The sequence below is a fragment of the [Anoxybacillus] calidus genome, assembly GCF_013760845.1.
Lineage (GTDB): Bacteria > Bacillota > Bacilli > Bacillales > Anoxybacillaceae > Paranoxybacillus > Paranoxybacillus calidus.
On the sequence record NZ_JACDUU010000010.1, the window covers coordinates 1 to 13,954 of the forward strand.

The 13,954-nt window shown below is 36.9% G+C and carries 15 protein-coding genes; 12 read left to right on the plus strand and 3 right to left on the minus strand.

The features are described 5' to 3' along the window. Positions 1 to 1,179 precede the first annotated feature (1,179 nt). Positions 1,180 to 1,437 (plus strand): DUF7164 domain-containing protein, encoded by a 258-nt coding sequence (locus HNQ85_RS18155; RefSeq protein ID WP_458296502.1) that lies wholly within the window; start codon positions 1,180 to 1,182, stop codon positions 1,435 to 1,437. A gap of 475 nt (positions 1,438 to 1,912) precedes the next feature. Here the strand turns inward: HNQ85_RS18155 and HNQ85_RS15615 are convergent, their stop codons facing one another. The 3 genes from HNQ85_RS15615 to HNQ85_RS15625 all read right to left on the minus strand — a co-directional run bounded on the left by HNQ85_RS15615 (position 1,913) and on the right by HNQ85_RS15625 (position 3,656). Continuing rightward, positions 1,913 to 2,410 carry a hypothetical protein gene (locus HNQ85_RS15615; RefSeq protein WP_181538659.1) on the minus strand — a complete coding sequence of 166 codons (498 nt, stop codon included), beginning with the start codon at positions 2,408 to 2,410 and terminating at the stop codon, positions 1,913 to 1,915. After that, the gene (locus HNQ85_RS15620; RefSeq protein ID WP_220129278.1) at positions 2,403 to 2,768 is read right to left on the minus strand and encodes a hypothetical protein; all 366 of its coding nucleotides are present in this window, start codon (positions 2,766 to 2,768) and stop codon (positions 2,403 to 2,405) included. The genes HNQ85_RS15615 and HNQ85_RS15620 overlap by 8 nt, the downstream gene beginning before the upstream one ends. Before the next feature lie 702 nt (positions 2,769 to 3,470). Further along, complete coding sequence (locus HNQ85_RS15625; protein WP_181538660.1) at positions 3,471 to 3,656, minus strand: hypothetical protein; 186 nt, start codon at positions 3,654 to 3,656, stop codon at positions 3,471 to 3,473. 361 nt (positions 3,657 to 4,017) lie between these two features. Here HNQ85_RS15625 and HNQ85_RS15630 point away from each other — a divergent pair, with 361 nt between their 5' ends. The 11 genes from HNQ85_RS15630 (at position 4,018) to HNQ85_RS15680 (ending at position 13,943) form a co-directional block, all read left to right on the plus strand. Next, a complete protein-coding gene (locus HNQ85_RS15630; protein WP_181538661.1) occupies positions 4,018 to 4,686 on the plus strand; it encodes an SOS response-associated peptidase family protein in 669 nt (222 codons plus the stop codon). 223 nt (positions 4,687 to 4,909) lie between these two features. Continuing rightward, the gene (locus HNQ85_RS15635; protein WP_181538662.1) at positions 4,910 to 5,302 is read left to right on the plus strand and encodes a DCC1-like thiol-disulfide oxidoreductase family protein; all 393 of its coding nucleotides are present in this window, start codon (positions 4,910 to 4,912) and stop codon (positions 5,300 to 5,302) included. 350 nt (positions 5,303 to 5,652) lie between these two features. Next, positions 5,653 to 7,173, plus strand: a complete 1,521-nt coding sequence (gene nikA, locus HNQ85_RS15640; RefSeq protein WP_181538663.1) for a nickel ABC transporter substrate-binding protein — start codon at positions 5,653 to 5,655, stop codon at positions 7,171 to 7,173. A 1-nt stretch (position 7,174) separates the two neighbouring features. Further along, on the plus strand, positions 7,175 to 8,116 hold the full coding sequence (gene nikB, locus HNQ85_RS15645) for a nickel ABC transporter permease (RefSeq protein WP_181538664.1): 942 nt from the start codon (positions 7,175 to 7,177) through the stop codon (positions 8,114 to 8,116). Next, positions 8,113 to 8,934, plus strand: coding sequence for a nickel transporter permease (gene nikC / locus HNQ85_RS15650; RefSeq protein WP_181538665.1), 822 nt, complete (start codon positions 8,113 to 8,115; stop codon positions 8,932 to 8,934). The genes nikB and nikC overlap by 4 nt, the downstream gene beginning before the upstream one ends. Before the next feature lie 12 nt (positions 8,935 to 8,946). Further along, on the plus strand, positions 8,947 to 9,756 hold the full coding sequence (locus HNQ85_RS15655) for an ABC transporter ATP-binding protein (RefSeq protein WP_181538666.1): 810 nt from the start codon (positions 8,947 to 8,949) through the stop codon (positions 9,754 to 9,756). A gap of 16 nt (positions 9,757 to 9,772) precedes the next feature. Further along, entirely contained in the window at positions 9,773 to 10,546 is a 774-nt protein-coding gene (locus HNQ85_RS15660) for an ABC transporter ATP-binding protein (RefSeq protein WP_181538718.1), read from the plus strand. 11 nt (positions 10,547 to 10,557) lie between these two features. After that, on the plus strand, positions 10,558 to 11,886 hold the full coding sequence (locus tag HNQ85_RS15665; RefSeq protein WP_181538667.1) for an MATE family efflux transporter: 1,329 nt from the start codon (positions 10,558 to 10,560) through the stop codon (positions 11,884 to 11,886). Then, positions 11,873 to 12,703 carry a nicotianamine synthase family protein gene (locus HNQ85_RS15670; protein ID WP_181538668.1) on the plus strand — a complete coding sequence of 277 codons (831 nt, stop codon included), beginning with the start codon at positions 11,873 to 11,875 and terminating at the stop codon, positions 12,701 to 12,703. Before HNQ85_RS15665 ends, HNQ85_RS15670 begins: the two co-directional genes overlap by 14 nt. 384 nt (positions 12,704 to 13,087) lie before the next feature. Further along, positions 13,088 to 13,426: a 4a-hydroxytetrahydrobiopterin dehydratase gene (locus HNQ85_RS15675; RefSeq protein WP_181538719.1), complete on the plus strand. Its 339-nt coding sequence runs from the start codon at positions 13,088 to 13,090 to the stop codon at positions 13,424 to 13,426. Next, complete coding sequence (locus HNQ85_RS15680; RefSeq protein WP_181538669.1) at positions 13,401 to 13,943, plus strand: YdbC family protein; 543 nt, start codon at positions 13,401 to 13,403, stop codon at positions 13,941 to 13,943. Before HNQ85_RS15675 ends, HNQ85_RS15680 begins: the two co-directional genes overlap by 26 nt. The last annotated feature ends 11 nt before the right edge of the window (positions 13,944 to 13,954 follow it).

Genomic DNA, 13,954 nt, shown 5'->3' on the forward strand with positions numbered 1-13,954 from the left:
CTAAGCCAATTACTGCAATTTTTACTTGATGATGTTCCATTTTCTAACTCCTCTCGTAATTTTTTGATGGGAGTTCGGTTATGTTATGTTCCCCACCGGCAAATTCTAGACGCTGGAATACGGTCCTCAATAATTGGCGCTCTAATATGATTTGGCTTACAGCATCAACTAATGAACGGCTGTATGTTATATCCTGCTTAAAATAGCAGAGACTTAGGCAACTGGTAGTAGGTTGTTACTTGCAGAACTAGCAAATGCTTTCCTACGTATACTAAAGAGAAGCGAGATTTGCAGGTTCTAGCATGTTTGTTCAAGAAGGAAAGGTTCAGGTGATCGGAGACTTCTGAAGTGTGTGAGTGTGCAATACGAACAAATCATCATCTTCAAACAAGTGACAAAAATACATTCCTATTTCTAAAGTTCCAACTTTTATGCCGGGCAAAGAATAAGAAATCATTAAATAAAGGTTTATAACCTTTTAACTCTATCGACTTTTTTCCTAAGGAGATAAAAGTTACAGAGTGATTCTTAAAAACATTCTCTACACTCTATCCGTTTTTGAAAGACTCTCCCTCCTTCCAAATCTTCACTATAGGATATGAAAGCAGCTTCTATCTTGTATAGAGCATTAATCTAATTCTATTTATTTCCATTTTTACCCAGTAGATATTGAGAGTGTTAATAGGTTTTTAGGTACAATTTTAGTAAATATATCACTCAGTATATTGAACACTAAAAAATTACGTTTACTTTGTTTTTTCAACCGCTTGAAAAAGGTCTAACTCTTCTATATTAACTTTTCAATTTTCCGTTTCTTTGTAAAAGTTGATTAGAGTACTACGTCCGTTATCCGATTTTAGACGTTGATGGAAGCAACAATTTTTATGATGGAGAAGTCGAATCTTCAAGTTAAATTTATATAAGTAGGCAGCAATATCATATGAGGTTATCTTAGTTGGGATTAGCATGTCCAAGATGTAGAGATGAATTGCAGCTGTCTTGGAGTTTTTATCCCAAAACTAATCATTTCGTCCAATCAAATTTAATCAATCTAACATCTTATATTTGTAATCAACGGTGATAAAATTCCCCAATAACAGCGGTTTAAAATTCCCCGAAAATAACAGATAATCGTTTCAAAACAACATCTTAGATGGAGTGGAGAAACGATGCTGAAGATTGGGAGTTGTATCAGAAAGGCTGGACTCAAACATCTATTGCCGAAGAAACAGGGATTCTATATTTAACCATCCTCATATTCACTGTTGGCATACTAATAAAATGTTCTCAAAGATTTGTTATGAAGCCGGTTTATATGATCATCTTTCTATCGATGATGTGGATTGTACGATCGTTAAAGATTATTGTGTCTATATAGCATTAAAGGCAAAGCAGGAAATGCCATGGCTTCTCTCCAAAGGACATTTTAAAAAATAGCATTGAGCAAAATTTAATTACTTTGAGACAATGGATAAATATTTTATTATGACTAAGATGAACTTTCTATATTAAATGATTTTCTGTTGTTAGACATATGGACACGCCGACTATGCTGACAACGTGACGGCGGACAAACATTCGTCATCGCGCTGTCGTCAACCAGCCGAACGTGGTGAACGCTTAGGCGTTTAACCGCAAGCTCGTTAATTCATGACTTTTAACATTTTTTTCGAGAAGTCTCCCTTCTCTAAGCGAAGGGGAGGGGGAAGGTTCATCAAAGTCACTCTGTTCGATCTTATTTATGGTCCTTCTGTTTTCGTATCTTAAATAGTTTAGAAAATATTGGTATGTATTTATACAGAAGAAAAGGATTGTAATGGTAAAGAAGAGATATTCATAGATAGTTGAATGACATATGAGTGATCATCTAATGGTGTTGTCGATAAAGGAAAAACAGGCTCCGTCTCTTTGGTTAGAGTACGAAATCCTGTTTTTTCGTGTGTGAAGGATGGCGGGGGATCCATCTTGTAGCCGGATCGTTTTCCGAACGCGTTTGATAAGAAAACAATGTAAACCTCTTTTTATATAATTGTTTATTCTCTTCCAGTAAATCATACAGCTCTTTTCGGTCCCGTGTTGAAAGGAATAAAGAATTGGCAGCATGTTTCAGTTTAGAAGTACAGTCGAGTAGAGATAGACAATTGTCGAATGTGTATTCGGAAACTGGCCATTCATGTTGATTGAAATGCGCTGCTAACCGTTTGTTTTTTCGTAATAGGAACTTTTGCAGTTGAGCTATCTCTATGAGTATAATAAAGACGAAATCTTTTATGTTTTTTTCTTCAACTTTTAAATGAATTTCTGCTTCACATAGCGATGCAAGAGATTGTACATAAGTGGTCAATGCTTCCTCGACAGCTATGAGCGAGCGGGATAAAGAATGCAGGTGTTGCTTTAGGCACTTATTCATTTTTGATGTCCTTTGCATCATGTTTTTGGTGTTCTTTACATGATGGACATTGACATTTGTCATGATGAATTGGAATCAACTCCATCACATTTTCTAACTTTTTGAGTAATAGCCATTCTTTCATGACGACCGTTTCGATTAAATCCTGGACAGACCTATTAAATTTAATAATTTCATGATTGTTTGGTTTAGTTGGAAAATCTAAACAGTTACCGACGAACGCTTGGATTTTTTCTGCCTCTGCATTTAAGATGTGGGATAGAGCAACTTCTTCGAGGGCAATGGATTCTAATAAATCAATAATGACTTCTTCCTTATCTGGGCGATGCGACATCTTTGGAATTTTGGGCATACTCATCGATACCAGCTCCTTTTTATATTCTTTAACCAATGTATGCAAAATATAAAAATAGGTTCCTGCCTAAGTAAAAAGTTACCATGTTAGAAAGGGGAAATCTGGGGGTAAGAGTTGTTACTCTAACGATTAAAGGGTTACCGTTCAACTTTTATGCTTATTCGAGCTATGGTCGTGATACATCTGTTTTTCACAAATTAGAAAAAGAGTTAGATATTTATATTAACTGGCGCGATGAACTTGTGTCCCTCGTGTTTCGAAGCGAGCGGCCACTCAGGAGATAAAATGGACTAATTATCAGGAGCAAGATGCCAACCTTTTGGTAACCTGTTCTTTGTAGGAGACTGGTGTGATTGTTTTCTAGAACTATATGAGCGGAGCCCTTTGTATGAACCAGGTGATGAGGAGTATCTCCATAGAGGATCTATAAATGTAGACTTGATTGTTGATTTTTCTTTAACACTTTCTAAACGCTATAACATAAATGAATTTAAAGTTGAAAATTTAGATATTTATTCATTTGATGAAAAGTGACAGACTATTGTCAGAAAGAAGGAAGAAAATCAGCGGAGTATTTTGTTTTACATAAGTTAATGTGATACGAAAATTTTCCTTGTACAGGGTTCAGGGATCTTCTGGGCGGTGCTTCATTTGGGCGTCTTTTTTTGCGCAAAAAAGACTCAGACGAATGTCTGAGTCTTTAATCTATTTGTCAATTAAGGCCAATATTCCTTTAAATATAAGGATTAATGAAAAAACAAGAACGGATAAAATCCCAATATAGAATGTTACGGGCGCTATACTCGCTAAAGCTGTACCGGCTAAAGGCAGCTTGATTAGTGCAAAACCGGCAAGGACGCAAGCCAAGAACAAAAGCGCAAGTTTATCCATGCTCATTCCTCCCTTCAGTATTAATATATGAAGATGTAAAAGGAAAGGAACTAAGCATTCAAAAAAGGGCGCTTTAGAACGATTATTTTTAATGACCTCTTCAAGGTGATTAAGTTTTTTAATGGATTCATGTGTTTGAAATCATTCATGTAAATCCATTTTTGCGGCGCTTTTGGTGCTTCTTTTATTTTTTGTTCTCTCTAATGTTAACATGGCGTTGGCGCAAAATTATATGATAAGCGAAATAGGAGAAGTGGAAGATGGAATGGCTATTGTGAATCTGCTTACCACTTGGATTATTATAATGATAGAAAAAGGTTTGACGATAAAGGGATGAAACTATTTTGTGAGGTGAGATGCTGTGTGTGGGAGATTTTCATTAACGGTTTCTGAAGAAATACTTAAACAATATTTTCCTTTGGAGTTTCCAAAAAAAGTGTTGCCGAGATATAATATTGCTCCGAGTCAGGAAGTGTTGGCGGTTGTTTCTGACGGCGAGAAAATCACAGGGAAGATGTTGAAATGGGGACTTGTACCGTATTGGGCAAATGATCCAAAAATCGGCTTTAAGATGATCAACACAAGGGCAGAAACGGTTGATGAAAAAGCAAGCTTTAAGCATGCTTTTAAAAAGAGGAGATGTTTCGTTCTCGCTGATGGTTTTTACGAGTGGAGAAAAGAAGGAAACAAAAAGATACCGTATCGATTTACGTTAAAGAGCGAACGACCTTTTGCGTTTGCGGGTCTTTGGGAGAAATGGGACAAACATGGCGATTCAATGTATACGTGTACGATTATCACTACAAAAGCGAATGAACTTGTTAAAGGGGTTCATGAGCGAATGCCTGTCATACTCCCTAAAGAATGGGAGGAGTTTTGGCTTGATCCAGCGATAGATGATACCGAGTATTTAAAATCGTTATTGAGGCCGTATCCAGCGGAAGAAATGAAAATGTATGAAGTATCCACAGCAGTCAATTCAGCCAAAAATGATGTAGAAGAATGTGTAAAACCGATTAACAGCCGTTAGACTCTTTCTATTCTTATTATACCAGGTGCTTGCAGATGGATTGGAGTATATAAACAAGTGACGTGGAAGCACATATACTCGTTGTAGCCCTTAGGTTAATATGTCGATGGATGATGAAGTTTATGAAGTCAAAAGCGTCTGTCTGAGCGAGGACAGGCGTTTGTTTTTTGAGATACAATGATAAAAAGAAAATCATCATTTTAAAAGCGGGAGATGTTTATTAGTGGAGAAAATCATCTTGTTTGATGGAATATGTAACTTCTGTAACGCAAGCGTTCAGTTTATTATAAAACGAGACACGCAAGCTCAATTTCGTTTTGCATCATTACAGAGTGAAGTGGGGAAGAAGCTGTTAACGAAGTATAAAATTCCTGAGGATATCAACAGTTTTATATTCATTGCTGGAGAGAGGTACTACACGAAATCCAGTGCAGCGTTAAGAGTGTGCAAGCATTTAAAAGGATTTTGGAGGTTGTTTTATGTCTTCATTCTAGTTCCACGTCCGCTTCGTGATCGCTTTTATGATTTTATTGCTAGAAATAGATATCAATGGTTTGGGAAAAAAGAGAGCTGCATGATTCCAACTCCGGATATTCGGAACAGATTTTTGGAGTAGAATGTAAAACCTCTATACCGAAAAGAGAATATAGCTAATGGAAGAATAGGGAATTTGTATGAAGAATGTGTAATAGTTGATGATCTAAGTGGGTTCGGGTGCATAGCTGCAGGGGATCGATGAACTCGGTTGTTTATGATGATAGGAGTTGTTTCATTTTAAAACAAAACTTTTTGACAATCTGCTCTTATCTATGAAACAGAATCTTTCTCATCTGTTCATCATATTAATTTGAGAAGGATTCTGTTTTTAATTTATTAAATTTATTCACACTCTATTTACAACGGAGGAAAAATTATGTAATATATAAAACGAAAATAGTAATCATTACGAATTAGGTAGGTGAGAAAATGTTTCGATATTTCAAAAGTACATTGATCCTTCTCATGATTTTTATGCTTTTCGGATGTTCGCTATCTTCCTCTGGAGAAGAAGAAAAGAGCCAAAAGGAATTAACATTGCTTTTTAATTTCCCGACAAACACAATCGATCCACAATTAGACAGCAATTATACGATGGTTCGTGCGGGAGTGGGAGAGACGCTTGTAAAGATTAGTGAAAAGTTAGAAATGGAACCTTGGCTCGCAGAAGAATGGGAAAGTAAAGATGGACAACATTGGACTTTCAAAATTAGGGAAGGTATTACATTCCATAATGGAAAAAAAGTTGATGCTCATGCGGTGAAGGAGTCTTTGGAAAGAGCAATAAAAATTAGTCCAGCCGTAAAAGCGGCATTAAAAATTCGTAAGATGGAAGCGGATGGACAACTGTTAACCATTCAAACAGAAGAAGTATTTCCGCAATTTCCTTCAGAGCTGGTGCACCCTTACACCGCAATCATTGATGTTACTGAAAAAGACTTCGATCAAAAGCCGATTGGTACAGGACCATTTAAAGTATCTTCTTTTGAACCTGGGGTAGCACTTAAAGTCGAACGTTTTGACGAGTATTGGGACGGTAAAGCAAAACTTGATAAAGCAACGTTCGCCTTTAACGAGGATGCCAATGCGCGATTAATGGCGCTTCAATCAGGAGATGCCGATATTATTTTTAGACCGCCAGTTGAAAATCTTGAACAGTTAAAAGAAGAAAAAGTAAAAGTAGAGTCTGTCCCAGGATTGCGTACACATCAGTTGTTATTTAATATGGACAGTCCATATATGAAAGATGAGAATGTGCGTAAAGCGATTGATACGTTAATTGATCGGAAAGAGATTGTTGAACATATTTTAAACGGGCATGCCGTTGAAGCGAAAGGTCCTTTTTTGACAGACTTTCCGTTCGCACCGTCCTATGAAGAGAAGAAACGCGGAATCGAAGTGGCGAGACAATATTTTACACAAGCAGGTTTTCAAGTTGAAAACGGAAAACTTACGAAAGATGGAAAAATCGTTCAATTTAAAGTGTTAACGTACTCATCACGTCCTGAACTTCCTTTAATTGTACAAATTTTACAATCAAAGGCGAAGGAACTCGGAATCGAGATGACGATTCAACAAGTTGAAAATATTGATGAGTATTTAGCGGCCAATGATGATTGGGATTTTGCTACATACAGCAGTTTAACGGCTCCTCGTGGTGATGCGGCATACTTTTTGAATGCGACATACATGCCGAATGGAGCGCTAAACTACGCAAATATGAACCATCCAGAATTAATATCCGTTATTAACCAATTAAACAAAACAGTAGAAGTGAACGAACGGAACAAATTGGCAAGAGAAGCAGCAAAAATCATTGATAAAGAGATGCTTCATTCCTTTATCGTACATCCAAATATTATTGTTGCCTATCGTGACGGAGTGAAAAATTGGGTGACAAGTAAAAGCGAGTATTACATGCTAACAAAAGATTTGGATGTGGATAAGTAATATGATTCACATAGCGAAAAGATTAATAGAATTCATGTTATTTTTACTCTTGCTTTCTTTCATAAGCTTTATATTTATAAAACTAGCACCTGGTGACCCTGTTAAACAGATGCTTCATGTAGATGAAGTGTCCGTTACGAAAGAACAAATAGAAGCGCTTAGAGATGAACTGAAGTTTAATGAGCCTTTATATATTCAATATTGGTATTGGTTGAAACGATTTTTTGAGTTTGATTTAGGCCATTCTTATATAACAAAGCAGCCAGTTTTGTCTGAGTTGTTATCGAGATTTCCTGCAACAATTACGCTTACATGCGCTTCTTTAATCGTAATGATTCTTATTTCCGTTCCTTTAGGAACGTTATCCGCGCTCTATAAAAATAAATGGGTGGACCATATGAGCCGTTTGTTTGCACTTGTCGGTTCATCCATCCCTAGCTTTTGGCTGGGGCTCCTTTTCATTGAATTATTTGCAGTTAAACTAGGTATATTGCCAAGCATGGGAAAGGGAACGGCTAAACACATCATATTGCCATCCCTTACATTAGGAATCGCGATGTCAGCGGTTTATGTAAGATTGTTGCGCTCAAGTTTATTAGAAGGCTTGAATGAGGATTATGTGAAAGCTGCAAGAGCAAGAGGAATTAGTGAAAAACGTATCTTTTTATTCCACGTTTTTCGTCGTTCCTTAATTCCTGTCATAACTATTTTTGGGATGAGTCTTGGGAGTTTAATAAGCGGTACGGTTGTCATTGAAGTACTGTTTGCATACCCGGGAATTGGGAAAATGGTCGTTGATGCGATTATTCGCAGAGATTATCCAGTCATTCAAGGATATGTTTTGTTTATTACGATCCTTATTGTCATGATCAATATATTCGTTGATATTTGCTACCGTTATTTAAACCCTGAGATACGTTTAAAAGGAGTAGAGAGACGTTGAAAATAATCAAACAAATGTATTGGATGTGCTCACGCCAGCTTCCTTTTATTCTTTTTTTGGCATATTTACTTGCCATCGTGACCGCTCCTCTATTTACTCCTCATGATCCGTTAGAAATCAATATGAATGAGCGTCTGCTTGAACCAAGTGTAGAACATCTTTTTGGGACGGATCATCTTGGGCGGGATTTGTTCTCACGCATATTAGCAGGAGGGCAAGTAACGGTAGGAACAGGCCTTCTCGTATTGATCATTGTTTTACTGAGCGGGGTTCCGTTAGGGATGATGTCAGGATTTATTGGCGGGCGTTTTGATCGTTATTTTATGAGAATAATAGACTCTTTTATGGCGTTTCCTGACTTTATTATCGCCATTGTTCTTAGCGGAATTTTAGGACCTGGTATGTTGAATTTAATTTTTGCGATTGTTGTTACGAAATGGGGGAGCTATGTGCGACTCGCTCGCAGTACTGTGTTATCTGAGAAAGAAAAAGATTATGTTTTAATGGCAGTTGTCAATGGCCTAAGCACTTTTAAATTGATTCGTAAACATTTGCTACCCCATGTAGTGGGAAATGTGTTCGTTTTAGCAACGTTAGATTTTGGGAAAATTATTTTGTTGATTGCTTCCCTATCTTATATTGGCTTAGGAGCACAGCCGCCAACTCCTGAATGGGGAGCTATGCTTAACGAAAGTACCCCGTATTTTCACAGCTCACCGTATTTAATGGTGATTCCAGGCATAGCGATTATGTCTACAGTACTGATTTCTAATTTAGCTGGTGATGTCTTGAGAGACCGTTTTGATGTGAAAGGATAAAGGGGGAATGACATGTCATTATTAACTGTTCATCAATTGTATATTTATTTTCGCAATAAGCCCATTGTCAAAAATATCGATTTTACCGTCAGACATGGGGAATGGTTTTCGTTAATTGGTGAAAGCGGCAGCGGCAAAAGCATAACAGCTTCTGCTATTGGAGGGTTGCTTCCAAAAGAAATGTTGATAGCCGCTGGTCATATTCTTTTTGACTACAAGGATATTACTCATTTATCTAATAAAGAATTTCAGAAAATACGCGGAAAAGAAATTTCTTATGTTTTCCAAGACTATCAAAGCTCGTTTACTCCTTTTATTAAAATAGGAAAACAACTAGATGAAATGATACAAGCGCATTGCTCTTTAACCAAAAAGGAAAGAAGAGAAATCGCATTTCAAGCATTGGAAGACGTACAACTACCCGCAAAACGTGTATATGATAGTTATCCTTTTCAGCTAAGTGGCGGACAGTTGCAACGTGCATCCATTGCCATGGCCATCATGTTGAAACCTAAATTACTTATTGCCGATGAGCCTACCACAGCGCTTGACAGCATTACAGCAGCTCATGTGTTAGAAGTCATTGCAAACATCAAAGAGAAAATAAATTGTGCGATTTTATTTATTACACATGATTTAAGGATGGCTAGAAAATACTCCAATACCATCGCGGTAATGAAACAAGGAAAAATAGTGGAAGTGGGCACGAAAGAAAGTGTTATATACCATCCTAGCCATCCTTATACGAAGCGATTATTGAGTGCTGTTCCAACGATTAAGCGTATTACTTCACCCACCAAACGTGACTTAATTTTGCAATAGGAAGGAATAAGGCATGATGACAAATGTATTAATTGCGAGAAACATTAAAAAAACTTATTCTTCAGGTCAGCGAGCGATAAATGGGGTGTCGATGTCTATACAAAAAGGCGAATGTGTAGGGCTTGTTGGAGAAAGTGGCAGCGGCAAAAGTACGTTGGCGCGCTGTTTGCTTATGTTAGAAAAGCTGGACGAAGGAGAAATTTTTTTACATGACAACCCATTGCATCTCATGACAAAAAGAGAAATTCGAAAAATTCGTCATGATATGCAAGCAGTGTTTCAAAACCCAACATCTGCCTTAAATCCAAAACTTAAGATCATTGATTCCCTCATGGAGGTATTAGATACGTATCCTAACATCACCCCGGTTTATCTCCAAGATGTAAGAGATAATCGCGAATTATGTGCTAAGCGATTGCTTGAAATGGTTGGGATAGAGAGCCGCTATCTTTATTGTTATCCTCACGAGTTAAGTGGCGGACAAAAACAACGGGTCGCTATTGCTCGTGCGATTAGCATCCAGCCGTCTTTCATCATTTTTGATGAACCAACAGCAAGCTTAGATGTATATACACAAGGGCAAATATTAACCCTTTTAAAGGAACTGCAGGAACAATTAGAATTATCCTATTTGTTTATTTCTCATGATCTCCCATCGGTTCATTTTTTAAGCGAACGCATTTTGGTGATGAAGGAAGGAGTTTTTGTAGATCATTTTAAAAAGGATGATCTGTTTTCTCAAGATCGCTATCCTTATACAAAAAAACTCGTTAACTTGTTTGAGATCTAAGGAGGACAACAATGACTCATCGAGCATATCTTTCTCTGGCGATCCCGCTTATTATTTCAACGATGACCACTCCGTTATTAGGAGCTGTTGATACGGCAGTAGTGGGACAACTTCCCGATCCAGCGTATATTGGTGGCGTGGCTGTAGGGACCATGATTTTTAACACGATGTATTGGTTGTTTGGCTTTTTAAGAGTCAGTACGTCCGGATTTACCGCACAAGCATATGGTGCGCAAGATTCCAAGCAGTGTTTTTTATATTTAGTAAGACCGTTTCTCATTGCGTTAGCCATCGGCATCATATTTATCCTTTTTCAATGGCCGATTAAGCATACTGCTTTAACGCTTATTCATCCAGATGAGAACGTCATGACTTTCGCAGATGAATATTTTTCAATTCGTATTTGGGGAGCGCCTTTTACTCTAGCAAATTATGTAATTCTTGGATGGTTCATGGGAATATCCCGTGTAAAAATTTCGTTATTTTTACAAGTGTTTATGAATCTATTAAATGTTGTGCTTGATTTATTGTTTGTGAACATCCTTCATCAGGATGTTAAAGGTGTAGCAACCGCTACATTAATTTCAGAAGCGGCTGCATTTTTGATTGGTATGTATATTGTCTTAAAGTCTTCCAATCTTCGTCTTTCCGCCATTTCCAACAACGAGTTGTGGAATGTAGGAGAATTTAAGAAAATGATGTCGGTCAATCGAGATTTGTTTATTCGCACGATTTGTTTATTAACAGTGTTTAATCTCTTTACAGCGAGAGGTGCATCTTTTGGCACAGAAATACTAGCAGCCAATGCCGTTCTGATTCAAATCCATTACATCATGGCATACTTTTTAGACGGATTTGCCAATGCTAGTAGTATTCTAGTGGGAAAAGCTGTCGGCGCAAATGACGAAACGTTGTATAAGCGTACTTTATCGTTGTCATCGCAATGGGCGATTATTTCCCCTTTGTTTATGATGCTCATTTATATACTGTTTAAAGATTCGATCATTCCTGTTTTTACAAAAAATCAGAATGTGATCGAACTGGCAAGATCCTATAGTATTTGGGTAGCGATATTTCCACTTGCGGCAAGTTTCGGTTTAATCCTTTACGGTGTTTTTACAGGAGCGACAGAGACAGCACCGATTCGCAATTCCATGCTAATTTCTCTCGCAGTATATATTGCGTTTCTGCTCATTTTTATACCTATGTTTCATAACCATGGATTGTGGCTTGCTTTTATTATTTTCAGTTTAGGTCGGTCTTTGTTTTTAGCCATGTATGTTCCAATGTTAAACAGAACATTATTTAGAAAAAGAGGTGCTATTAATGCCATTAGCTAAGTCTATTAAACTTAAAGAACAACTCATTAACCAATACAAACAGGCCTACAAAATACTTATGGATGAACATGATTTATCCCCTAATAATCCGATCATCAATCAAACACTTTATTCCCTTGTAACCAATCTGGGGCAATTTTTTGAACATGAGATGGAAGATGAAATACTATCCGATCACGAAATAGGAAAGATACGAAGAGATATGCTTCGAAAATTAGAAACTGCAGAAACGCTCATGGAATTTTATTATGCTGAAAAATTTATACAAGATACACCAAATATAAATCATTTGAGAAAATTTATTTATTGGGACAACTATGAAAGACTCGTTGAAATAGAATTAAATAAGCTTTTTGCGATCATAGAACGACAACAATTATCTTCTATTGTGTTTGTCGGATCAGGACCATTGCCACTTAGTACTATATTGATTCAGCAAAAAACAGGGAAACCGGTTGTATGCTTGGATATCAATACAGAGGCATATGATATGGGCAAAAAATTAATTGATCAATACAGTCTGCAACATTCGTTAGAGTATGTATTAGCAGACGGCGCATCCTATCATTACGATGGTTATGATTTAGTATGGATTGCCAGTCTTGTACCTAATAAAGAAGAGGTTGTTAAAAGAATATATGAGACAAATCCAAATGCGATTGTAGCAATAAGATCAGTAGATGGAATCTATCAATTGTTATATGAACCAGTGGATGCTACTATTTTCCAAAATGTAGTTTGCGAAGAATTAGGGCGTACGAAAGCAAATTCATCCATTATAAACTCTACTATTTTTTATCGATTTCAAAATGTATAGTAAGTAATAATGCTATATCAGTAAGAGTTTTTTAGTAAGAAGATGCCTGTACATACAGAGAGGCTTTTGTATGTACAGGCTTTTATTATAAGGATTTATTTCAAAACGCATGACATTCTTATGCTAACCTTGAACATGTTAAAGGATTTTGTTAAATCAGCGATTGATTGAAGGATCAAATCTTTTTTCAAAAAAAAGAAGCGAACGGAAATCTGATATTTTTGTTCGTTTCTTTACGTTCAAAGAGGGGCTATTATTAACAAAATTTTTTTAATAATCTTGCGGATTTGTAGAAGGCTTTTTCTATATATGGTAGTATTTTTACACTGATATGTGTTTTTGTCGTCCGTTTTTGATACAAAATTCGAGGAGGAAAAAACGTTGATGCGGTTAACAGATGAGGAAGTACAATCTCTTTTACAGAAGATAGAAGGTTGGCGTCTTCTTGAACAGCGATGGATTGCAAGAAAGTACCGCTTTCAAGACTATTTGCAAGAAATAGAATTTGTGCGGCAAATAGCGGCCATTTCTGAAGAAGCCAACCATCATCCGTTCATTTCCATTGATTATAAGTTAATTACGGTAAAAATTTCATCTTGGCGAGCGAAAGGACTCACGAAACTTGATTTCGAACTGGTGAAAAAATATGATGAAGTGTATGAGAAAATGAAATGGTACAGGGGAAGAAGGGAAAACGATGCTTTTAAAATGGATTCGATGTGAAGTGGATGAAGAGAAGAAAGCGGCGTTTTCCACCGCACAAGAAAAATGGCGCGATTTGAAAGGATACCCGGGGTTTCTCGGACAGATCGGTGGCTGGAATGTTGCGAAGCTACAAGAAGCGTGTATATTGGCGTTTTGGGAAAATCATGATTCTTATCGCTCTTTTATGAGTGATAAACATGACGAAATTTTTGAGCGAAGCAGGCAAAAAGGGACGTATTATAAAATCTCAGTTGATATTGTTGAAGTAAAACAACCTACCGAATGGTATCATATAAGCATGACCGAAGTGCTACAAAAAAGCAAAATGCTGTACGTTAGTAGACTAAAAGAAAAACAAACACTGTCAGACACGATAAAACAAGACAAACATATAGTGGCAACGTTCCTTTCAGAAAATCAAAAAAATCATCATTTACTTGCTGTTTTATGTGCATCGATGGAACTTTCTCCGATCGAATGGAAAAACATGATTCATACACAAGTCAAACTGGAAAACGCGTGGAAGGTTGTTTGAAAAACAAAAGG

Coding starts and splice junctions, on each gene's coding strand:
- HNQ85_RS15615 (WP_181538659.1), bottom strand. CDS start 2,410: ATGAATAAGTGCCTAAAGCAACACCTGCATTCTTTATCCCGCTCGCTC.
- HNQ85_RS15620 (WP_220129278.1), bottom strand. CDS start 2,768: ATGAGTATGCCCAAAATTCCAAAGATGTCGCATCGCCCAGATAAGGAA.
- HNQ85_RS15625 (WP_181538660.1), bottom strand. CDS start 3,656: ATGGATAAACTTGCGCTTTTGTTCTTGGCTTGCGTCCTTGCCGGTTTT.
- nikA (WP_181538663.1), top strand. CDS start 5,653: ATGTTTCGATATTTCAAAAGTACATTGATCCTTCTCATGATTTTTATG.
- nikB (WP_181538664.1), top strand. CDS start 7,175: ATGATTCACATAGCGAAAAGATTAATAGAATTCATGTTATTTTTACTC.
- HNQ85_RS15655 (WP_181538666.1), top strand. CDS start 8,947: ATGTCATTATTAACTGTTCATCAATTGTATATTTATTTTCGCAATAAG.
- HNQ85_RS15660 (WP_181538718.1), top strand. CDS start 9,773: ATGACAAATGTATTAATTGCGAGAAACATTAAAAAAACTTATTCTTCA.
- HNQ85_RS15665 (WP_181538667.1), top strand. CDS start 10,558: ATGACTCATCGAGCATATCTTTCTCTGGCGATCCCGCTTATTATTTCA.
- HNQ85_RS15670 (WP_181538668.1), top strand. CDS start 11,873: ATGCCATTAGCTAAGTCTATTAAACTTAAAGAACAACTCATTAACCAA.
- HNQ85_RS15675 (WP_181538719.1), top strand. CDS start 13,088: ATGCGGTTAACAGATGAGGAAGTACAATCTCTTTTACAGAAGATAGAA.
- HNQ85_RS15680 (WP_181538669.1), top strand. CDS start 13,401: ATGCTTTTAAAATGGATTCGATGTGAAGTGGATGAAGAGAAGAAAGCG.